This window comes from Holdemania massiliensis, from assembly GCF_022440805.1.
GTDB lineage: Bacteria > Bacillota_I > Bacilli_A > Erysipelotrichales > Erysipelotrichaceae > Holdemania > Holdemania massiliensis_A.
Genome location: NZ_JAKNTK010000001.1, coordinates 640,294 through 663,350, shown reverse-complemented (window position 1 = coordinate 663,350; position 23,057 = coordinate 640,294). Strand labels below are relative to the sequence as shown.

At 38.9% G+C, this 23,057-nt stretch carries 18 protein-coding genes; 3 read left to right on the top strand and 15 right to left on the bottom strand.

The genetic code is table 11. The features are described 5' to 3' along the window. The 7 genes from MCG46_RS03030 to upp are packed head-to-tail and all read right to left on the bottom strand — an operon-like array spanning position 1 to position 3,227. Entirely contained in the window at positions 1 to 543 is a 543-nt protein-coding gene (locus MCG46_RS03030) for a F0F1 ATP synthase subunit delta (RefSeq protein WP_240277534.1), read from the bottom strand. Then, the gene (gene atpF, locus MCG46_RS03025) at positions 524 to 1,048 is read right to left on the bottom strand and encodes a F0F1 ATP synthase subunit B (protein ID WP_154238987.1); all 525 of its coding nucleotides are present in this window, start codon (positions 1,046 to 1,048) and stop codon (positions 524 to 526) included. The genes MCG46_RS03030 and atpF overlap by 20 nt, the downstream gene beginning before the upstream one ends. Before the next feature lie 40 nt (positions 1,049 to 1,088). Continuing rightward, positions 1,089 to 1,319: an ATP synthase F0 subunit C gene (gene atpE / locus MCG46_RS03020; RefSeq protein WP_020225024.1), complete on the bottom strand. Its 231-nt coding sequence runs from the start codon at positions 1,317 to 1,319 to the stop codon at positions 1,089 to 1,091. A 21-nt stretch (positions 1,320 to 1,340) separates the two neighbouring features. Next, on the bottom strand, positions 1,341 to 2,066 hold the full coding sequence (locus MCG46_RS03015; protein WP_240277533.1) for a F0F1 ATP synthase subunit A: 726 nt from the start codon (positions 2,064 to 2,066) through the stop codon (positions 1,341 to 1,343). Continuing rightward, entirely contained in the window at positions 2,059 to 2,412 is a 354-nt protein-coding gene (locus MCG46_RS03010) for a hypothetical protein (protein WP_154238989.1), read from the bottom strand. The genes MCG46_RS03015 and MCG46_RS03010 overlap by 8 nt, the downstream gene beginning before the upstream one ends. Before the next feature lie 9 nt (positions 2,413 to 2,421). Further along, positions 2,422 to 2,607: an AtpZ/AtpI family protein gene (locus MCG46_RS03005; RefSeq protein ID WP_147612174.1), complete on the bottom strand. Its 186-nt coding sequence runs from the start codon at positions 2,605 to 2,607 to the stop codon at positions 2,422 to 2,424. Further along, the gene (upp, locus tag MCG46_RS03000; protein WP_020225028.1) at positions 2,607 to 3,227 is read right to left on the bottom strand and encodes a uracil phosphoribosyltransferase; all 621 of its coding nucleotides are present in this window, start codon (positions 3,225 to 3,227) and stop codon (positions 2,607 to 2,609) included. The genes MCG46_RS03005 and upp overlap by 1 nt, the downstream gene beginning before the upstream one ends. 292 nt (positions 3,228 to 3,519) lie before the next feature. On the opposite strand from upp, the gene MCG46_RS02995 reads away from it, so the two are divergent. Next, positions 3,520 to 5,133, top strand: a complete 1,614-nt coding sequence (locus tag MCG46_RS02995) for a putative manganese-dependent inorganic diphosphatase (protein WP_240277532.1) — start codon at positions 3,520 to 3,522, stop codon at positions 5,131 to 5,133. A gap of 147 nt (positions 5,134 to 5,280) precedes the next feature. Here the strand turns inward: MCG46_RS02995 and MCG46_RS02990 are convergent, their stop codons facing one another. From MCG46_RS02990 to MCG46_RS02975, 4 genes are all read right to left on the bottom strand, one after another. Next, positions 5,281 to 6,051 (bottom strand): hypothetical protein, encoded by a 771-nt coding sequence (locus MCG46_RS02990; RefSeq protein ID WP_240277531.1) that lies wholly within the window; start codon positions 6,049 to 6,051, stop codon positions 5,281 to 5,283. Between the two features lie 11 nt (positions 6,052 to 6,062). Next, entirely contained in the window at positions 6,063 to 6,710 is a 648-nt protein-coding gene (locus tag MCG46_RS02985; protein ID WP_240277530.1) for a class D sortase, read from the bottom strand. Positions 6,711 to 6,725: 15 nt separating this feature from the next. Next, positions 6,726 to 8,132: a hypothetical protein gene (locus MCG46_RS02980; protein WP_240277529.1), complete on the bottom strand. Its 1,407-nt coding sequence runs from the start codon at positions 8,130 to 8,132 to the stop codon at positions 6,726 to 6,728. Between the two features lie 294 nt (positions 8,133 to 8,426). Further along, positions 8,427 to 17,186 carry a PKD domain-containing protein gene (locus MCG46_RS02975; RefSeq protein ID WP_240277528.1) on the bottom strand — a complete coding sequence of 2,920 codons (8,760 nt, stop codon included), beginning with the start codon at positions 17,184 to 17,186 and terminating at the stop codon, positions 8,427 to 8,429. 351 nt (positions 17,187 to 17,537) lie between these two features. Between MCG46_RS02975 and MCG46_RS02970 the strand changes: the two genes are divergently transcribed. Further along, positions 17,538 to 17,849: a helix-turn-helix domain-containing protein gene (locus MCG46_RS02970; protein WP_240277527.1), complete on the top strand. Its 312-nt coding sequence runs from the start codon at positions 17,538 to 17,540 to the stop codon at positions 17,847 to 17,849. A 155-nt stretch (positions 17,850 to 18,004) separates the two neighbouring features. On the opposite strand, the gene rpiB is transcribed toward MCG46_RS02970, so the two are convergent. From rpiB to MCG46_RS02955, 3 genes are all read right to left on the bottom strand, one after another. Then, positions 18,005 to 18,451, bottom strand: a complete 447-nt coding sequence (gene rpiB / locus MCG46_RS02965) for a ribose 5-phosphate isomerase B (RefSeq protein ID WP_240277525.1) — start codon at positions 18,449 to 18,451, stop codon at positions 18,005 to 18,007. A gap of 23 nt (positions 18,452 to 18,474) precedes the next feature. After that, positions 18,475 to 19,083: an L-threonylcarbamoyladenylate synthase gene (locus tag MCG46_RS02960; RefSeq protein WP_240277523.1), complete on the bottom strand. Its 609-nt coding sequence runs from the start codon at positions 19,081 to 19,083 to the stop codon at positions 18,475 to 18,477. 117 nt (positions 19,084 to 19,200) lie between these two features. Next, positions 19,201 to 20,658, bottom strand: coding sequence for an ATP-binding protein (locus MCG46_RS02955; RefSeq protein WP_240277513.1), 1,458 nt, complete (start codon positions 20,656 to 20,658; stop codon positions 19,201 to 19,203). A gap of 281 nt (positions 20,659 to 20,939) precedes the next feature. Between MCG46_RS02955 and MCG46_RS02950 the strand changes: the two genes are divergently transcribed. Beyond that, the gene (locus MCG46_RS02950; protein ID WP_240277511.1) at positions 20,940 to 21,536 is read left to right on the top strand and encodes a uracil-DNA glycosylase family protein; all 597 of its coding nucleotides are present in this window, start codon (positions 20,940 to 20,942) and stop codon (positions 21,534 to 21,536) included. Between the two features lie 91 nt (positions 21,537 to 21,627). Here the strand turns inward: MCG46_RS02950 and MCG46_RS02945 are convergent, their stop codons facing one another. After that, positions 21,628 to 23,031, bottom strand: a complete 1,404-nt coding sequence (locus tag MCG46_RS02945) for a glycoside hydrolase family 1 protein (protein WP_275890945.1) — start codon at positions 23,029 to 23,031, stop codon at positions 21,628 to 21,630. Positions 23,032 to 23,057 lie beyond the last annotated feature (26 nt).

The following is a 23,057-nucleotide window of genomic DNA, read 5'->3' as shown; positions in this document are numbered from 1 at the left end:
TCACCTGCTTTCCTTCAACAGTTCACTTTTCAGTGATTCAATTTTTGATTTCATGGAGCCGTCAATCACCTCGTTGCCGATCACCACTTTAAATCCGGAAATTAACCGCGGATCGATCCGGTTGGTCAGTTCCAGACTGCGCCCATGATTCCGAGTTAGCGCTTCGGCAATGCGGATCATGTCTTCTTTTGCCAGTTTGCGTGCCGAGTACACATAACCCTCGGCTACCCCGCGCTCAGCGTTTTCCAGACTGATAAATTGACGGAGAATCTCAACGGTGTTCTTCGTTCGTTTTTTATCAATCAAAAGATCCAGAAAATGCACGAGCAGGGTATCGATCTGTCCGGAAAACAAGGTGTTGACCATCTGTTTTTTTTCTTCCGCACTGATCTTCACCGCGTTGAAAAAATCCAGCAGCTGCGGATTTTCTTCCACCACCGCCGCTAAATAACGGGCCTGCTGACCCCAGCGAACGAGGTTTCCGGTTTCTTTAGCCAGTTCAAAGAGTGCCTGGCCGTACCGTTCAGCGACCTGACTGGCCATACGCTGTTACTTCCTTTACAAATTGATCGACAGCCTGGCGATCGCTGGCTTCGTTGCTTTTTTCTCCGATCAGCTTCTCAGCCGCGCTCATCGCTACCTCAACCATCTCTTTGTGGATTTCACTTTGCATCTGTGAACGTTCCAACTCAATCTGGCCGCGGGCCCGAACGATCTGATCATCGGCTTCAGTTTTAGCCTTGCGGACAATTTCTTCCCGCACCGACTTGGCTTCCACCGTCGCTTTTTCAATGATCGTCTGTGACCGTGTCACCGCTTCCTTCAGCTGTAAACGGGCATCCTCACGATCCTGCAGCGCCTGTTGGTGAGCTTGTTCGCTCGCCGTCAGTTCCTCCTGCATTTTCTCAGCACGCCGTTCAAGCATATTGGTGATGCTCTTCCACAAAAACTTTTTGATGATCAGAAACAGCACCAGCGTAGAACACAGCTGCGTCAGCATCGTGATCGGATTGGGAAGCAATTGGCCTATAACATCAATATCAATCATATCTTCCCTCCTGCTCTATCCGTTTCGTATCGAGGCCCGATCAGAACGCGAAGATCAGCAGGATCGCTACCAATAAGCCGTAAATAGCGCAGGTTTCAGATAAGGCGATACCCAGAATCATCGTCGAACGAATTTTACCTTCAGCTTCCGGATTACGGCCGATAGCCTCAACGGCCTTGCCGGCGACAAAACCTTCACCAATACCTGTCATCATACCGGTCATAACAGCCAGACCAGCGCCGATAGCGATTAAACCTTTTGCGATATCCATAATTTTTTCCTCCTAAAATGGTTATGCTTTTTTCATTTCTTCCGGAACTTCATTGCCGATGAAGACCATCGTCAGCGTAATGAAGATCAGGGTCTGAATAAATCCGGCGAACAGATCGAAGTAGAAATGCAGCGCCGGGGTCAGAATCGGGGCGATAAAGTTGACCGCCGATCCGACGGGAATGAGTAAATTAATCAATGCAGTCGAGCACCATGACGTAAAGCTGTAGACCAAAGACATAATAATGCCTCCGCACAGCACGTTGCCGAACAGACGCAGCGACATCGACAGAATCGTCGAGAATTTGCCGAAAATATTCATTGGCAGAAAGACCGGCATCGGTTCAATAAAGGCGTGCATATACGCCTTGAAGCCGCCGGCTTTGAGCTGGGCAATCTGAACGAGCACCCAGGTAACGATCGTCAGCATCAGGGTGACGCTGTAATTGCCTGTGGGAGAAGAGAAGCCGAACAGGCCCAGAATATTGCTTAAAAAGATGTAAATCGCAATCGTCGTGACATACGGCGACAGATTTTTAGCGATCCGGGGTCCGACATTGTCCTTTACCTGGTTATCCAGCGTTTCCACCAGCATGATTGCCAACAGAACCACGCCGTGCGGTTTGGCCAGCGGATCGGTTTTATCAATCTTTTTGGACAAGGCGATCACAGCCAGACACAGCAGTGCCGTCACGCCCAAGATGATGAACACATCCGACTGAATCGTCAGGTGCAGCGGTTTACCCATCTTTTTCCCTCCTTTCTAATACTGAATCAAGAATCAAAACGATCTTCATCAGAAACAGGCCGCCGGCGGCTGCGAAGATATTGAACACCTCCGGAACCAGCGCGGAAATCAACAGCGGCATCGCCATCAGAAGATAGCTGAACAGAAAATGGCCGATCAATCCAAGTTTTCCCGATGCCTGCTGATCTAAAACCTGATCACAGAACATCGTTGTGCGCCAGTACAGCAAAACCGAAATGGCGCCGCCCAGGATGAAGCCGGACGCAATCCGCCAGTCAGTCAGGACCCCGATCAGCACGACCAGGCCCGACAGGATCAGCGCCAATGAAATTCCTTGTTTACGCATACGTTTTCCTTATTTCGTTTTCGTCAGCTGCCATAAGGCCGCAAACGCACACCCAGCCCCGCAGAGGATGCCGCCGATGACACCCCAGGGGCGAATCCCGCAGGTCTCATCCAGCAATAGCCCGATCAGCGTCGGCGCCAGGATGGATACGATCACGGTGAATCCCAGCGTCATCGCCTGGATCCAGCTTTTCACTATCGCGTGCCGAAAATGCGGTCGCCGGCATCGCCCAGTCCTGGAACGATGTAGCCTTTTTCATTCAGGTGATCATCCAGTGCCGCCAGATAGATATCGACATCCGGATGCGCTTCTTCAACGGCTTTGACGCCTTCCGGAGCCCCGACTAGGCAAACCAGCTTGATTGTCTTCGCTCCGCGCTTTTTGATCATATCAATCGCGGCCACCGCGGAGCCTCCGGTTGCCAGCATCGGATCCAGGACCATATTTACAGCATCCGGCATCGTATTGGGAAACTTGGCAAAATACTCATGCGGCTGAAGTGTTTCTTCATCGCGGTACAGACCGATAAATCCAACCTTGGCTGTCGGAATCAGATCAGTAATGCCGTTGACCAGTCCCAGCCCGGCGCGCAGAATGGGAATCAGAACAATTTCCTTCGATAATTCTTCAGTCTGACATTCACAGATCGGCGTTTGAATCATAACCGGCTTGGTCGGCAGATCGCGGCAGATCTCATAGGCCATCAACCCGGCAATTTCATCGAGGTTCTGCCGGAAGTCTTTCGTTCCGGTTTCCACCTTCCGCATCTGAGTCAGCTTGTGCGTGATCAGCGGGTGATTCATGACTTTTAACATAAGCTCTCTCCTTCTCTTTGCAAAGCGTTATCATTTGTTATTATACCATTGAAAAAGTGGAAAATACAAAGGATTCCGTCAGTTGTGCAATGAGTTTTCTCACGCCCTCCTTTTCGGTTGATATTATACGGAAAACTCGCCTTTGGCAACATAGACAAACCGCAGAGATTGTCAGGAAAGCAGACAAAAGGATTGTCTTTGTCTTGGTCTTTCAAGGTTTTAATTCGTATGCAAAAATCAAACTTGTTTTTCCTGACAAACTTCGCTATGATGGAGTCAGTGAGGATAAGCTATGGATAAACCTATTTATGTGATCGGTCATAAAAACCCGGATGCCGACTCGATCTGTTCGGCAATCGCTTACTCAGCGCTGAAAAATCAGCTGGGAATGCATACGCTGCCCTGCCGGCTCAGCGCAATTAATAAGGAGACCTTATACATCCTGGAGCGTTTCCATCTGCCCGTTCCAATGCTTTTGACCAGTGCCAAATGCACCTTGGCTGAAATCGACATGGATGAAGCCATGCTTTTAAGCAAAGATACAACGATGAAAGAAGCCCTGGATGCGATTTTATCGCGAAAGAATAAAGGTATCTTTATCGTGGATTCCAAGCATCATCTGGAAGGTATTGTTTCTGTTTCTGACTTAACAAACCTGTGGACTGCGGACGAAGAAGCACTGCAGGATTTGATGAGCCGTGTTCCTTTAGCCAACATAATCAAAACGACGAAAGCTTCGCTTTTGCATCAGGCACCATTTCATCCGAATGGCAAAGTTCATCTTATGCCTTCTTTAGGCCAGAACAGCACGATTGAAGCAGGAACGATTGTGATCGTCGGCAACAATCCTGAAGTGCAGCGCTCCGCCATTCGCCAGAAGGCTTCCTTGATTTTAATCTGCGGCGAAAACTGGGTCGATTCTATTACTTTGGAAATGGCTAGGGAAGAAGAGGTGTCGATCCTGCACACGCCGCTCAGCGCGATTACGGTGGCCCACAGTATCTTCCAAAGTCCCAGTGTCGCAGAAGTCATGACCTCCGCCGTCGTTGTTTTCCGCACTAGTGAAACGGTAGACGGGGCCAGCCAGCGAATTGCCAAGACCCGATTTCGCACCTATCCGGTTGTCAATGAGAAAGAAGAAGTCATCGGCGCCATCTCGCGTTATCATCTGTTTAATTACCGCAAGAAGCAGCTGATTCTCGTGGATCATAACGAAAAAGAACAGAGTATTCATGATCTGGAATTCGCAGAAATTATTGAAATCGTCGATCATCACCGCCTCGGCGGAATTGAAACGCAAAGTCCGATCTCCTTCGTCAATCAGATCGTCGGATCTACCTGTACGATTGTCGCCGGATTGTATGAGCAGCATCAGGTCGACATGCCGCCGGCGATCGCCGGTGTGTTGTTGTCCGGTTTGCTTTCGGATACGATGAATCTGAAATCACCAACAACCACCGATGTGGATCGTGTGATGGCAGCGAAGTTATCGCAGATTTCAGGCGTTGAGGCTCAGACTTTAGCCGAGGAGTTAGTGGGCACTTCAGACTCCCTGATGAACAAATCATTCCAGGAATTGATGTATGAAGATTTCAAAGAGTATCGTGTTCAGGACAGCAAAGTCGCAATCGGTCAGGTTGTCTGCCGCTGTGCTGCAGAATACCAGAAAGTCAAACCAGAGTTTTTAGCTTATCTGGAAGATCAGAATCTGCAGCTCCATTATGATTTACTCCTGATTCTTTTTACCGATCCGAAAGGATCCGGGTCGCATTTCCTGTATACCGGAAAGAAGAGCTGGGTCATTGAAGAAGGCTTCAAAACGGTCTTAACCGATAGTTTTGCCCCAGGCTTCATCTCGCGAAAGAAACAGGTGCTGCCTGTGGTTATTGACACACTGAATAAATAATCTTGCAATGGGGACTAAGGTTCCCATTGCACTTGAATCCCAAAATTGATATATCAAAACTTTGCTTGTAATTCAAAAATCACTGTTTTAAACCAGCTTTCCATTTTTTAGCTTTTCATATGTTTCTTTTTTCAAATCAATTATTATCTATCGTCTTTTTCCTTTCAGAAATATCGTCTTCACAAAAAGCAAGAGAAATCCAAGATCTATAAAAGTAACAATCCAAAGTCCTGTTTTCCACTGAGTAAGCAAGGCTTGGAAAAACATATAAGCTGATTGCATTCCATATCCAATTGTAATTCTATTCATCATTTCTAATGATAATAACCCAATTAGAATAAGCTGGATCAGGATTGTCGAAAATACAATTGAACAACACAACTTTTTATTCCTATGTAAAATTAAATAAATAACAGAGCAAACTAACAATAAAACAACGGATATCCCCAAAAATATAGGATTAATTTTAACTGCACTATCGGCCATAAAAAATATTAAGTGATTATTTATTCTTTGATTTATCTGGCTGATTCCATCTATTGCTAATTCTTTTATTTTATCCGAGTTAAATTGCCAGTGGTTCATTTCATATGTTTGTTGAATGCGGGTTTCCCAATTGCAATCTAATGTAAGATCGTTTGAATTTTTATTTCTTAATCTTTTATAAATAATATCGTATATAGAATCTACTGACAGACACTCACTAATATCACAACTTAAATTGATTCTTTCAGTCGTCTGTTCTAACGTTTCAATCAGTTCTTCTTGCAGCGCTATAATCGATCCACTTGTTTCTATTATTTGAATATATTGTTTTGTATTTAAGAAACTATAAGAAAAGGTGGCAGATAAATTAAATAAAAATAATGCTAGCATCAAAAAAAATCCCAAGATCAAGTTCCTATAATATTTGTTCATTATCGGCTCCTCTACTTTGTTATTTTGTTCATATAACGTGCATAAACAAAATAGCGATCGGGTACATCCAGTTTGTCAAATGGATAACAAGTATACATTATTAGTAATTCTTCCTTCTCATCTAAAACTGAAGTATCCCAATCATCAACTGCAGTAACTGCGATATCTATAATCTCATAACAATAAATACTGAAATCTGTTTCGATTTGAACTTCATCTCCAATTTTTGCGTATTTCAGATTTTTAAATAAAGTACCATTATGCCCAGCAAGAAGTATCGGCTTTCCATCCCCAGGAAGTCCACTTTCTGGATATTGCCCAATTCCTTTTTTTAAGGTTACTGGATCGTCACCAAAATAAAGTGTCTCTTCTAAGTTCGCTTTTTCTATGCGAAGTTTTCCATAAGGCTCTGTTAGCGTTGGATTTATTGTTTCATGTTCATACAGATTGGATTCGTTTGATCTATTTGCTTTATTAAATTCTGAAAATATTGGTGAATGCTCAGCAATCAACAAACTTGTCATTTTTCGCCATGAGTCAGGCAAACAAAAAATAGAAACAATGATAATTAGTGAAGCGCAAGCAATATAAAGAACAGGAATAATAAACATCATTCCTGTACTTATGTCTTGCTGATTTTTCTTATATCTTTTTTTCATACTTTGAATTACCGGTTACTGATCTCCGGTGTTTTTAAGAATACTCTGCGCTGACTTTGTTTTCCGCTCTGACTGCTCTTGATTAGGATCCGACTGTTGCTGATTTTCAGAAGAATTTTGATTTCCTCCCGATGGTTGATCTGATTCTGCTTCTACTTTATCAAATACATACAGTGAACAATGGTCTAGTTTTACTTGGATTGTATTGTCAGCATTAACGATCAACTTCGATGATATTTTTTCAAGCTTCTTTTGATCATCATTAAAATAATAGAAATCAACGATATCTCCGGCTTTATAAAAGCCTTCCACATTTATTTTGATGCCCATCTCGCCAGGTAGTTCACCACTGTGAGAAAAATCCATGGCCATATTATTTTTTTGTAACAGATTAGCCAAAATAGGTTCTGTCTTCGCAACTTCTTTTAAAGACTCAATCTCAGTTACTGCGTTCTTATTCATTGTAATGTTCAAGCCCATAATTTTTTCTGGTTTCAGTTCCAATGAATATGAGAACTTGCCTTGATTATCTGTTATATTGAATTTTAGAATAGTCTGATTTGTTATTGCTTCTTTAATCAATTCCTGCTGCACTTGAATTTCTGGTATTAATCCTTCACTTAAGACCTTTACTGGAATTGTAACTGCATTTGAATGTGTTGCTGTATCTGGATTAGAGCTTTGTTCGGCAGCTTTTTTCATTTCTTCCTTAATATCATCCAAAGTTATTTCAGTTTCCTGCTCTGCAATAACTTCTTCTGATTCTATAGGGGATAAAATCTCAGGTACTTCTGTAGGTTTAGGGTCAAAGGTTGGTTCAATACTTGGAATCGGAGTCTCAACAGGAGCCGTTGGAGTGGGTTCTGGCGCAGTTCTCTGATCAATAATATGGATATTTTCAGCTCCACGGCCATCAATGGAAACTACAACATCCATGGAGGCAGCTAAAGTAATGATTCGATTTATAATGTCTTCTCGCAATTCATTATGTGACCAGTTTCCTTGCAATTTAGCTAATGTAATATGGGTTTTGGTGGACATACAATATTTTCTGCCATCTTTGGGATTGCACCAAATATCAACACCTGCGACTCCAATAGATCCTTCGTTTGTCAATGCATCATCGACAATCATACGTTGAATAGCGTCAATCTCATTATTGACTTGAATAATTTCCTCAGACGTCAAAGGCGACTTTAATTCTCCGAGCCAGTTTTCCACCAGCGTAATATAACTATCAGGAATAACTAAATAACCATAATAGCCAGTTTCTCCTTCTGGGTCTTCATACAAAATTTGTTCTCTTAAATTTTCAATAATAGATTCTTCTTCAGGTGTCAGAGCCTTAATTTTATGGCTTTGTATCAGTAGTCCTGAAACTAGCAAACTCATCATAAGAACAACTTTCAAAAATTTTTTCATATATATTCCTTTCCCTTAATTTTACTTAAGTAACTGTGATAAAACGACTAGCAAGTAAATGAAACGACAAGGATAACTTCTCGTCAAAGTAATCAAGAAGATTCTTTTTAATCCCGCCAGAGGAAAACCGGATTTTGGAATCAATTGAATTGAAACAATATCCAGAATTCCTCTAGCAGACGGATACTTCTATCAAGGTGATGACAAAGCTTTTACAGAGAGGAAGCTAAGGATTGTTTTATGCAAGAAGCTGCTGATATTCAGTTATTTTTCCGCTCTAGTCGGAGACTTTGTTTATTTTATCTTTTTGTAGATGAAATAACCTGCGGCTGCCAAGAGAATGATGATAAGCAACCAGATAATTACTGGACTTTCTTGTTTTTTCCCATGGACTTCAATGTTCTCATTCTTCTCAGATTCATGTACACTTTGCTTTTCTTTCATTTCTTGATCATTTTCGATAATTTCATTTTTCTGTGCTAGTAACTCCTTGATACTAATTTCTGATTTCCCATCAAGATCTAGTTGTTTAGCCAACTCACTGTCAATTTTTACTTGTGTTCCATCTGGTAAGGTAATAACAAGAGTATTATCCGATTCACTAATCGCCTTAATAACTTCTGCAGGAATTGATTCTATAGCAGCATTCAATCGAATCTCACGTTTTTCGTCTTTGGTCAAATTGTCTAACACTTCATCCCAAGTCTGCTGCAATAAATCTTGATTCTGATTATCCACTTTATTAATAACAACTGTTTTCTTAGTTGCAGAGTCCTGCGATTGTGCTGCCTCTGAAACCACTGGGGTATCCGTGTTATCCGTAACATCATCATTCGAGTTCTCTTGCTTCTTAGGCTCAAGAATGAAACCAATCAATTGCGGCTGATTAAGTTCAAATTGTACCATAGTACCATTGTAAACATAATCTAAATCATAATTCTGCAAGTAATCTGTTGAAACCACATGTAAATTTATTTTATTTAAGTCTACAGTAAATGGAACTTCAGCTACAATTTTCGCTTTCTCCAAATTTAATTCCTGATCATCATACTGCATTAAAACTTTGTAAATTGGAGTTGAACTATAGCTTTCTGGCTTCTCTTCATTTACTTCAACAATTCCAAAAATAAATTCATTACCTTGTATTTGTTGAATCTCTTCTAATACTTTGCGATTAAAACTCAGTTTTCCTGCCTTTGTTATTAGTGTAAGTTGTGCACCTGCTTCGTAAATTTTTTCTAAGTTTTCAATTGGTATTGACAACTTAAACACATCTTTTTCTGTCAGATCTACACAAAGTACTGTTTGAACTGGATATAACGGATTCTCAGCTTTAATTTGATCTTCAGAATTCTTTGCATCTTCAAGTAGTTGATCCAAATTAGAAATTTCTGATTTATCTCCATTTATAACTACTTCCGCATTTGTTTGATTAGCTATTGTATCTTCTTCACCAATGACCTTAACCGGAATGGTATATGCTTTTCCATCTTCAAATGAAACTCTAACTGTCGCTTCTCCAGAATGTTGGCCAACAATAGCAAAGCGGCCATTTCCAATTATTTCTAATCTGTTCGTTAATTCTGTAGTCTGTGCTTGACCTTCTACACACCTTATTTGCAAAGCATCAGATCCACTGCGTTTCTTCTCTTCAACAGTAATAACAACTTTAGTATTCGGTGTTGGGTTTATTACTTTAAAAATTGATTCTAAATTCTTAACGATTTCATGCTTCTCTAATTCGATGTATCCCTTTTCTTTAATTTCTTCTTCTAGCTCCACAATCGGTTTTTGTAAAAATGCAAATACTTGATCAGATACAAATTCATTGAACTCTGCACCGCCAAACAATTCACTTAATTCTTTCTTCGCTACATCAATGTATTCTTGTGCAAACACTTCCCAAACCGATGGGAATCGAACATGATCAATTGTAACATCGTAATCTATATCTGTTGTACTGCCTTCTAGCTTTGTTACAAAAATATTAGTTAAGAAATAACGTACATTGATCACATCCATTACCTTCCCCATTATTGAAGTTGATTGTGCTTCAACTGTTGGAATTTTGTCAAGCATTGAAGGTATTTTCTTTGCGATTTCCAAAATTGAATTAAATAACACTTTTGTTGATATTGTGAATGACACTGTATCACCTGGTTCTAATTCATCAACTTCGATACCACAAGTTTCTGGATCGAAGTCTTCTTGTGTAATCGGAAGCTTTGTTTCCTTATCACCAATTTGAATAACCTTATATTGTTCAAGGCTCTGAATAACATAGGATAATCCATAGATTGGCTTTTCACTAATATTTTCCAAGGAGATCGTAAAGGTATATTCTTCTCCGTAATAAGCAGCATCAGGAGCAGTGATATGCATTTTCAAAGACTTCGATGGATCCAGCACACGAATAGGGTCTTCTGTTTCATATTCAATTTCAAAGCTTTCATTGTCAATTTCAGCTTCCACTTTTGCCTTAATCGTATATTCACCAGCTTGATCCCCTCGAATATACCAGTTAGTTGTGGCACTTAGCGTATTCTCAATCTTGCCCAGATCATGTTCTTCGTAATGAACTTTGCTTCCCATATCAGGGAATGATAATCCTTCTGGTATTTCAAGCTTAGCTCTACAATTTTCAATATCCAAAGAATCTGATGTATTGAGTACAACTAAGCGAACATCAAACATCTGCTTAAGCCATTTTGCTTCACCAATAACTGCCAAATAGAATTTTTCAGAAATTGGATAAATTGTTATTCTGGAGTTTGTAGAAGAATCGATTCCAGTAAATGAATTCTTAAAGAATCCAGGAATACCATCAATAGCTCTTAAAATCTTACCAGCACTATTCTTATATACTGTTACCGGTATCTCTAAGCCTGCAGCAAATTCCAATTTAACCTCATGCTTATAAATATGTTGATTATCAGGATCATTTACATCTATACCTGCCGCAACTATTTCATCATAAGTCATTTCAGTTGATGTGAGCTTACCTTCAATAAAGTCAAGTTTGCTTAACTTGAAAGCAATATCATTCAAAGTTGAATCAACCATCACTTTTTGTTGCTCGGAAAAATAACCATTCGCAAACAGTTCCACTAAGTATGATCCGCTTTCTATTATTACGTTTGCTTTTCCCTGATCATCCGTAATAAAGGATAAGACCTCATCCCCATTTAACTTACTGAATTTAACTGCTACATTACCAATGGACGTGTTATCTCTGCGATTAATAACTGATAGGTCAAACTGGACATATTTTGAGTCATCTTCGACAACCGTTACTTCGCAGGTTGCAGTTCCTATATTCCCTGCTTCATCCTTGACCGTCAGTGTAACTGTATATGTACCTGGAGTTGAGTAAGTATAAGTGAAACTCTCTTGCCCTACATTTTCATCATTTCCCATATTCCAGGAGTAACTGACAATACCACGATCATCTTTTGACTTAGAAGCATCAAAATTAATCTCTTCATCTGGCTTAATAGTCACCTTTTGTAAGTTGATGTGAGCAACAGGAGCTTCTGTATCCGGAGTAATTAACAACACATCTACCATATTGCTATCCGCTGAGGCGCCTAGATTATCTATTGCTTCAATCTTAAAACTACACCGGCCATCATGATTATTAACCGTTTTTTCTGTTTCTTGCGTATAACCTAATGATTTCCATTCACTATTTTCTTCTTTTATCCACACTCTAAAGTTTTTCAACAACTTATCTTCTCCAGAGTATGTCCATGAAAGATTTGCTTGAGCTCCTTCAACTTGAACTGATAAAATAGGTTTTTCTGGCGCAGTATATTCAACTACATCATAAGTTACTTCTTTGACGTTTGATACATTTCCGGTTTTATCAGTTACGATATAACGAATCTGGATGTTTCCACTCAATCCTTCTGTATTCCATAGGATCTTTTCAACACTGGATTTTTTGTTTTCGATGGTGACTCTTTCAATTAATTGCCAGCTATTACTTACAATATCAAAATATTCAGCAGTTAACGTATCCAGTGATGCATTGTCATAAACAGAAACACTTAACGTTACAGTTTTAGTTAAGATAGAATTTTCCTTTGGCAAAACGCTAACTACTTCAGGATTTTGAACATCACGTTCCATAATTCCTTGTAAAATTGCAGTAGGTTTGCTCTCGTTTCCAAGAATATCAACACTTGTTACGTAGTAATAATATTTAACATTAGGCTGCGCTCCTGTGTTAATATCATCATAAAATCCTAACGTAGTAATTGTATCAATAGCCTCAAAGCCTTCATTTTCTTTATCAGATCGATAAATCACGAAATGATCGAAGTCTTCTTCAGGTTGTTCATGTTTCCAATCAAGATAAATATACTGGTCTGTATTGGAAATGGAGAATTGTGTAGGAACTTTTGGCGGAGTATTATCTACTACAAAGCTAGATGTAGTTGAAGTTTTATTTCCTCGCGAATCAAAAGCTGTTGCTGTAATCGTAACAGTTCCACTCACTTCACTGCTATCCCACTCATAGGAATAATCATATTTTTGTTTCTTCACATCAGGCTTTAATTCTGTAATCAACTTTGCTTTTACATTACCTACAGAGTATTCAAGGCGAACTCGATCAACAGCAACATTATCTTCTGATTTTCCTTGAATAGAAAATTTATGTGTATAAATTTTCTTTGTACCATCTAAAGGAGTAGTGATTGCAACCGTGGGATTAATATCATCATGTTTCAACGTAAACGTTTGCAATTCTTCAGTTGTTTCACCGTCGCGATCCTTTGCTATCGCTGCCAATGTATATTTTCCAGCTTCCATCTTGCTGATGTTCACTGTAGCTTTGCCGATCTGATCTTCTGATATTATATTCCAATCAGATGCATTTTCTTCTTTAATTTTCAGAATAATCAGATGATCTATCATGTTCTGCTCATTCTTCCATTCAGCAGACACCGCAACCATTTCCTGCTCTTCAATGATATATTCTGTTTCCAACGCAGAAATATTCTGAAACTTTGGAGATACCGTGCTTATTTGTACTGGCTCGCTCTTACTTGCATTTCCAGCAGCATCAAACGCCTCTACAACATAAGTATAGGAAGTATCTTTTGTTAAAAGCATATCTGTATACACGCATGTATCAACTGTAGCAACCAACTTATCATTTCGATAAATTCGATATCCTTTTACTCCAACATTATCTTTCGAAGCACTCCAAGTAAAATGAATTTGCTTGGAACTACGATCTGCAAGCTCAATATTTTCTGGAATTGTCGGCGGTTCATAATCACCAATCTTTTTAACAATCGGTTCAGAATGATTTCCTGCCTTATCCACTGCAATGATTTTATACGTTACTCGATCATTTAAAGTTCCTGATGTAATATAGGTTCTCTCTTTATACTTATCTGCAATCAGGTAATCGTCGCGATAAACCATATAATAATCTACATCTGGATTATTGCATTCCCACTTGATCATAATGTTCTTTGAACCAGATTCTACAGCTGCTGCGGATTCAATAACTGGTGCTGTTCTGTCAGAGTATAGCTTATATTGACTGTAATAAGACTGCAAACCCGGTGAAGTAACTTTTAAGATATATGTCCCTTCTTTTTCAGTATTAAGAGTTGTTTCAAAATATCCTTTTTCATTGGTTTGCAGCTGCGAAGTAGTAGTTTCATTATCAGGATCTTTAATTAAAATATCTACAGACTTATCCTGCAGTGCATATCCTTCTAGAACAGTGTCTTTCGCAGTCGTATAAGCTTCACCCCCATACGTTCCGAATAGAGGCAATACGATATAGCTTAAACCTCCAACGATTAAAGGTTTTGTTATTTCATTACTCTTCGTATAAGGATAGTCTTCACTTGTTAAATAGAAAGTTGCCTTTTCAACTCTCTGATTATAGCCTGGATAAACATACCCTTCATACAAATAAGTTCCATCTTCTAATTCTTCTTTAAATGGAATTGTACATTGTTTGCTAGTATTGCCTTCAAGCAGCACATTTGCTTGAGCATCAAAACGGTTGCCAATCATTGAAACTTTAATCGCACTGCCTGTTGCAACTACATCTACTGGATTAGTTACATCTACTAATTCAAAAGTCCCAGGAACAGGCCGATAATATACTGGTATATCAATGACTTCCGATTCAATTCCATCATCATTTTTCAATTGCACATGAATTATCTGCTGTTCTTTTGTGTCATCCAATCTAATTGAAGTAGATGAATTAAGTAGTATAGATCTATATCCAACGTTTTTCTTATCGCCTAACCACACTCGACAATAAATATATTTACTTGATTCTACAATAACACTGGCTATACGATCAGGGTTTGTAATAAAAGTTGTAGTCTGATTCCAATTTTTCCCTCTATCGTTAACTCGAATTGAATAGTCATAACTCTGTGAAATTGAATAATCGCATTGGAATACGAAAACATTATTCTCTAATACATTTAATTTATAATTTCCAGCTTCCAATCCCTGTGCAAAATTAGTCTCTAGCTGATATTTTTCATTTCCTGTAGAAATAAGTTTCAATCCTTTTTTAACGACTTTCCCATCTTTTAGGATATTCGCTGTATAGAGTGCCTTGGGATCACTATTGCTAATTATTATTTTGCCTTCATTTTCATATCCGTACACAGCTTTTTCACCAGGGACAATACTTCTAGGATATCCTCTCCAATAGATTTCATAAGTTGTTTTCTTTAAATTTTCTGACGCCTCTAAGTTTATTGTCCAATCCCCATAATATGTCATGGCAGAGTCCTTGTAGGCGAGCTTAATGATATGATCCGACGCATCTTTTAAATAAAGTTCTGAACAAATCTTAAGAATGTCCTCTTCAGATACGTTCTTATTAGTATACCCAGCCTTAAAATAAAGTTTTACTTTGTTTGTTCCTGTTTTTTCAGCCTCTAACTGAAGGGAATCATCAATCACCTTTTCAGCATTATATACATAACTTTTTACCAGCTCTTTATTGCCATTAAGTATAACGTAGAAATGATATGTTTTCCCTCCAATTAATTCATTTGGTGTTAAAAACACTCCGCCTGTATGCACATAATAATTATCTGCAGGATTATCAATCTTTATTAATTGACTTGAATCAATAACATTACCATCTTCATCTTCCATACTAACAGTCATATTTTCAATACTATTATTAGTTTCAACAACAATTGGAATCAAATTATTTTGTTTTGAAAAGTCAGTTGTTGTTGAAGTTCCAATCCTCATATAACCCGAAAACTTCGATTTAGATATAATTCCAATACCCATGGATAAATAAACTGGTCTGAATTGCAGACTATAATGCACATTTTCGCCAGCGTATAAAGGCTCTGATAACGCAATTTCCATTTCAATAGTATATTGGTTCTCTTCATCCTTTATCTTCATTTTATCACGGCTTATAGAGCCTATTACAGAAATATCATCTTCTGTATTTCCTGTGGATTTTGATATTTCAGCTCTAAAATCACTTGTGTTAATCAATTTTTGATAATTTTTAGACATATAAACTTTTAAATTTAACTTAGAAACCCCTTCATCATACTGATTATTATCAAGTTTATAAAAACTTGATGCAGTCGGTAGATAAGCCTTTAAATCAAGCGATTTAGATGAAGTGAAGCCTCGGTTATCCATAAGTGAAACCATTAGTGAAGGACTACTTGTTCCAGCAATAAAAGACTGTATTGAAGATTCTACTCCTTTTTTCTTAAGCTGAAGTTCAATCGTTCCTTCTTTTGCTTTGCAATAATCTGAAAAAACGATATTTCCTGTAATATTTGCCTCTACTAAGTAATCGTGAGATTCTATGTCTTCCTTTTCATTTAAATTAAGTCTAATCACACTTTTATCTAAATCCAGAATTTCAATTGATTGAATCTCTGTCCAATAATTAGAACTTACATAAACTCCATTGTTTAGGGCTGCAGGATCAATATATATTCCTGTTTCAGATTCTTGAATAATCGAAACATGATAAGACTGGTTCGTTAGAGTTTCTGTTGAAACAACATAATTCAGAGTCGTTCCACTAACTGTAACATGGTCGGAATTAGCTGATCCTATTAGTCGGTCATTCGCATCAAGAACTTGAATTTTTAATTTTGATACAATGTCTTGTGTCAGTAATCCATCAAATCTAATTTCAATTTCCAAGCTAGATAAACCTATCGTTCCATTACCTTGCAATCCTTTTATTATTGGGTTATCAATAAACTCAATTTGATTTACGTCAAAAACTTCTGTTCCGTCAACGATCTGTATCTGATAGGTTCCTGGGTTAATCTCCGTAAGATAGTATACCTCAGTCTCAATAAAATGTTCACCATTTGCCTCTGTAGAATAAAGAGATGATTTACTTACAGCAATAATTTCGTTCTTATCATTAATAATTTGAATTTTTGCTGTATTCGATGGTATTTGATTAAGAGGACCCACAGAAATCGTGCTTTGCATAACATGCGTCGAAGCGTATTTGCTAGCTTCTACTATCGTTGCTGATTGATTTGCTAAATCAATAGAAAATTGAGCAATTTCATTTCCTATAATCGCTCCTTCAACGTGATCTTCTTTCTTTGGCGTTTCCAATTCTGGCGTCTCTGTGACCCTCGGTTCTTCTGTTGGTACTATTGTTGCTTCTGGAGTCATCGTAGTTACAGGTTTAACGGTAGGCTCCTCTTTTAATGCCTCTGTAACAATAATTGGGATAATCGTTTGCTTTTCCTCATTGCTTAATAAAAGTTCTGTCTCGCCCGCAGTCATTCCAGTGAGTAATGAATCTTCTAATAATGCAATAGAAGGATCAGCCACACTTATCGTTACATCGTCTTCTTGATACGAAGCAATATCTTTCGTTTCTCCTACTAAAAGATAAATGCTTTCTGAAATTCTTGCAGCTTCTTCAGCAAGTATTCTAAATTCACTGAATTGCATAACAGCCAGAAAAAAAGCTAATACTAGTTTCGATGTTTTTTTAACTATTTTAGCTATTTGATTTTTACCTTGCTTAATTTGTCGTTTCATTTTACCCTCCATAAAATTTGAATTGTTTCATTTTCCGATAATACCAGCTTCAAGTTCCCCTAAATCATTATTCTAACTTCGTATAGAAACTCCTCATTTCTTTTAAATTAGTGTTTTACCTTCAATGAAATTTTAGAATTTGAATTATCATTAATTCTTTGCACTTCATACTATGTAATGAATTACAAAATAAATGTAATGAATAGCATACAATAACGATAAATTTCATCTTTTCTTCCTTTAATATTCTATCTCTACCAGTCAGATATGTCAACTTTTATAGCTATAAAAGTAAACCGATAGTTTACCTTTCATCTTTACACTTGATCACAGAAAAGAAGGTAATAATTTATGCATGATTTTTATCTAAAACTCAAAATACTCAGAAAAGAAAAAAAGATCACCCAACAACAGTTGGCTGATCGGCTAGGAATTACAAAAGCCATGGTAAGCGCCTATGAAAATGGAATCCGACTTCCTTCCTATGACATCTTGATCAAAATTGCGGCTATTTTTAATGTATCAACAGATTTTCTTTTAGGCGTCACCACTGTACGCAATCTTTGTGTGGAAGGGTTAACTGAACATCAAATTGAGCTTTTATCTGCTTTGATTGAAGAATTACAGTGTTTTAACCAAAAAGCAATTCAGCGAATTGATTAAAGTATATGCTGCTATTGTTGTTATAACTTTGATGGTATACTTACACCTAATTGACAGGATAAATAATGAGAGTTTATTTTATCTTATAGACCATCGCTGTTAAATAATAAAACGACAGCCTCCAACATTATGGATGACTGTCGCTTTCTACCTAACTATGCTTTTTTCTCAAGTTCAGCGATCTGATCAATTCGACGCTGATGTCTTTCCTCATGGGAAAACGGGGTTGTCAGCCAGACTTCCGCAATCTGTTCAATTAATTCCTGACTGATAATCCGTCCGCCCATCGCTAGGACATTGGAATCATTATGTTCCCGTGTCAGCTTCGCCGTTTCCAGATCATGCACATGCGCGCAGCGAATGCCTGGCACCTTGTTGGCTACAATACTAACGCCAATCCCTGTACCGCACATCACAATCCCACGTTCCGCTTTTCCTTCCGCTACTGCTTTAGCGCAAGGATAAGCCACTTTCGGATAATCCATGCTTTCTTCACTGAAACATCCGAAATCTTCGATCTCATATCCTTCCTGAATCAATTTTGCCTTCAGTGCTTCCTTATTCTTATAAGCACCATGATCACAAGCCATTGCAATTTTCATAGAATTCTCCTTCTTTCTTCCTATTATTTTATTGTTGCTTCCAAATCTTCCAGTTTGATTGGACCCTGGCGCAGAATCTTCAGTTCAGTCCCGGTCGTATCACAGACCGTACTGGATGTGCTCGCTCCGCTTTCTCCCAGCACTACTGCATCAATTCTGCCCTCCAACTGTTTCAGCACATCTTCCGAAGTCGTACAGGATGGCTGACCGCTTATATTGGCACTCGGCACTAACAGCGGAACACCCACACGATTGATGAGCTCCAAAACAAATTCATCATCCGGCATCCGAATTCCAATGGTCGAAAAACCATTGGTCACCAATTCATCAATTTCCGGTTTTTTGTTAAAAATTAAAGTTAAAGCCCCAGGCATCCAATGATCGATCAGTTTGCGGGAACGCTCATCCGTAACGGCGACTCGTTCAATCTGTGCTTTTGATGAAACCATCATGGGAAAAGGTTTGGTTTCCGGTCTTTGTTTGGCTTCCTTCATCCTTAAAATGGCTTCTTTTAAATCATAGCGAACCGCCAAGCCATAAACGGTATCGGTCGGAAAGGCCACAACTCCGCCCCGGTTTAATATTTCTACAATTTGAGCGCTGTCTTTCTTTGTTAAACGCTGTGTTTCCATGTTTTCACCCGATTTCTTTCCAGATTCATTATATCGGATTTTCCTGATCTTACAACCCTGATATCGATCAAGATGTTTATTTTGATTACAATAGAATTCCATCAAAAATCAAAAGTGTTAAACAATGCCTTTGACGATGGAATCCAACGAATATAAAGTTAAATGATCATCACTCTCTGCTTGTTTTTGAAGCAGATCATCAAATCCTGATTGCGAAAATAAGGCATAATAAAATTCACTTTGCGCTTTAAGCGGTGTTAACTTTGCGCTGACATCTAAATACTCTGAATAGTTAAACGCTGTCTTTTTAAATTTACACTCTCCAACAAGAGTTTTTTTCTTATCCTGAGACAGGGCAAGAATATCGATTTCCGTTTCAGCAACTCGATATCCAGCGTCACTCGATTTATCTCTGACCGTCGTTTTTCCTGTCCATCTTCCCATTTTAGAAAAGCGAAATGGCAGTTTATTTTCTTTTTGCAGACGCTGCATGTATTGTCTGCAGATATCCTCAAAAGTAAAAGAAGCAAATTGATGCAATTGAGGCGCAACAACATAATTATAGACTCCGTCGACATCTCCAGTTTCCAACTCAGAATAATGACTATAAACAAAAGCATACCAGAATCGAAAATAGTTATCCGTCAAATGATAAATACCTCGATTCGGTTTAATTCGTTCCTGCACCCCTGCATCTACAGAAAATTCGCGTTCAACCAATCCCAATTCTATCAGATTTTTTAGATAAACACCTGTTTTCGCACTATTCTCAACCCAAGATTTCTGACTAATTTCATTCAGACGAGTGCTTCCCATCGCTACTGCTTCGATAATTGAGTTATAAATTGCAGTTTCACGAAGCTCCTGTTTTAATAGAAAATCAACTTCAGTGTACAGCGCACAGCCTTTCGACAAAATATTTTGTTTAATATTATCTGACAAGGACATATTAGAATTGAATTGACGCAGATAATGGGGTATACCGCCAAGAATGGAATAAGTCAGCACCTTATCTTCATCGGAATAGTTAGGAAAGAATTGACTGGCTTCATAAAAATTCATCTCTGTCATCTTATAAATCCCTGTTGCTCTGCCATATAACGGATTTTTCTCCGCTAATAAATCTTTTTCAATGAAGCTCATAGCACTGCCACATAAAATAAGCATTACATTTGAGTCTTTTAAGATCTCGTCCCATAAATTTTGTAAAATTGAAGGAATGCTTGGATTATTTTTACACATGTAAGGAAATTCGTCGATCACGACTAGTTTTTTTGCTTCATGATAAGGTAATTCAAGGATTGCACGAAATGCTTTTTCCCAATCGTCGAATTGTTGGATATAAGCACTGGCAGAAATTTTTTCATTTAATAGTTTTTCTGAAAACCACTTCAATTGCCATCGATCTGAGATTTCTTGACAGGCATAATAAATATGAGCTTTTCCTTCACAAAATTTGCATAGCACCTCTGTCTTCCCCAGTCTTTTTCTGCCATAAAGAAGTACAAGTTGACTAGAGGTTGACTTGTACCTTCTTTCTAAAAACTCTAACTCTTCCAATCTTCCAATATCCATAACAAATTCTCCTCAATTAAATCATGATTTAGTAAATCACGATTTAATATTTTAAATTAAACTTATCCCCCTGTAATCATAATAATGATTGTACCGCATTTCGAAGCAAACTTAAATGAGTTAAAAAACAAACTCAATAAAACAATCATTTCAGCATTACTAATCTGATTATGCAAGTAAAAATGATTCATACAAAGTTTATGATTCAATCCTGACATTCCGTTGTCAACAAATCCCCTTTATAATAAGATCAAAGCAAAAGTAACCGAAGGAGAACAAGCATGAACATAAAAACAGAACTCGAAAAAACTGTGGGCTTGGAGAATGTTATCCAGCTTAATGATGTTGATCTAAATCCTCAGATTATCCGTGCTGTGCTGATCAATGAGATCGTACCGCAAGACCCCAGTCAGGATTTTTATGGTTCATCTCATGCCGACTACCTGTCAACCACAATCCCACTCTTTCGTGAAGCTGGATTGTCAGTCACAAAGATTCAGGACTTATTAGATATAGGGATCTACATTACCAATGCTGTCAAGATTCCCAAGACAGGCTATACTGTGGAAAACAGCGCATTGGAAAGAAGCCTGCCTTATTTAGAACAAGAACTATCCTTATTTCCACAACTTCAAGTCATTCTCTTAATGGGCGATGTGGCAAAAAAAGCATTCAATAAAATAACGAAGAAGACGATAAAGAAGAACATTGTGCCGGCAATTTCGACCTACAAGCTGCGCAATACTGAGCTATACTATGGCGACATTCGCATCCTTCCTTCCTATATCATGACCGGAAAGAATATCTTGATTGAGAAATCCAAATTTGCTATGGCGGCGGAAGATATTGCCTTGATGCTGAAGCTGATCCAGGTATAATTCTCTTCTATTTGTAAAGCCAAACTTAAAAAACGCAGAGAAGAAAGACTCTGCGCTTTTCATATCCAACAGATTGAAAGGGCAAGAAAAATTATTTTTGATGCTCCTGAATCAGCTTCTGATACCAGAAATAACTCTTCTTCGGTGTCCGGCGGCAGTCGTTGTCAAAATCGACGCGAACTAAACCATACCGCTTTTCATAGCCGTTGACCCAGCTGTATAAATCCATCGTGCTCCAGGCATAATATCCCCGCACTTGACAACCAAGCTCCATCGCCTTAAACATATAGTCGATATACCCCTGCATCATTTCAATGCGTTCATCATCCTGAACCATGCCGTTTTCATCCGGAGTTTCATAACAGCCATGTCCATTCTCTGTAATATAAACCGAAATATCGCCATAACGCTCCTTAATTTCCAACAAGGTATTCAACATGCACCGCGGATAAATTTCTCTTCCCCACAGATTCCGCTTTGTTGTCGGATCCACGGTCGTCTCATACCAGTTCTGAATCCGAATTCCTTCCTTAGCCTTCGATCCCGCACCTTGATTATTGTGGAAAACTTCGGTTTCCCCTTCAGTATAATCCGTAATGTAAAAACGATTATATACGTTTAATCCCAAAAAATCCACTTTTCCCTGAGCGAAGATCAGCGCGTCTGACGACTGAATATACGACGTATCGATTTCGTTTTCCTGCAGAAACGGCACAAGCATACCCGGCAGTTCACCGCGAATTGCAGTATCCAGAATCAGCCGGTTATAAAACAAATCGGCGATCATCCGAATCCGTTCAGGCTGTTTTGTCTGCGGCGCGACTTCCACATTGCTGCTGTCATGAACAATCCCAATCTGTCCATCCAGCTTCAATTGATGATAAACCGCCGTCGCCCGGGCACTCGCCAGCGCTTCATGGTAAAGGGTTCTGAAATATCGGTCAAAATCAAGTTTGTGATTTGGCGGATAGTTGCCGACCATGTTGCTGCAATAAGCATAATATTTCGGCTCATTGATCGTGACCCATAACTGAACCCGATCCCCAAACGCCTGAAAGCACACCTTGGCATATTCTTCAAACGCTTCGACAATCGCCCGGTTTGCCCAGCCGCCCTCGGCTGCCAATGCCTGCGGCAGATCGTAGTGGAATAAAGTAACGTTCGGCTCCAGTCCATTCTCCAGACAACAGTCGATCACCCGATTATAAAACGCGATTCCCTGCTCGTTAATCCGTCCCCGGCCCTCCGGCAAAATCCGGCACCAAGATAATGAAAAACGATAAGAATTCTGGCCGCCTTCCTTCATCATCCGAATATCTTCTTCGTAATGATGATAAAAATCACACGACACATCGCCCGTTGCTCCGTTGATATTCAGCGGACTTTCATGCGAAAAGACATCCCATTCACCCAGTCCTTTGCCATCCAGATTCCAGGCACCTTCACATTGGTAGGCAGCCGTGGCGCTGCCCCATAAAAATGGCTGTTGTTTCATATCATTCACCTCCGCTTTCTTATTGC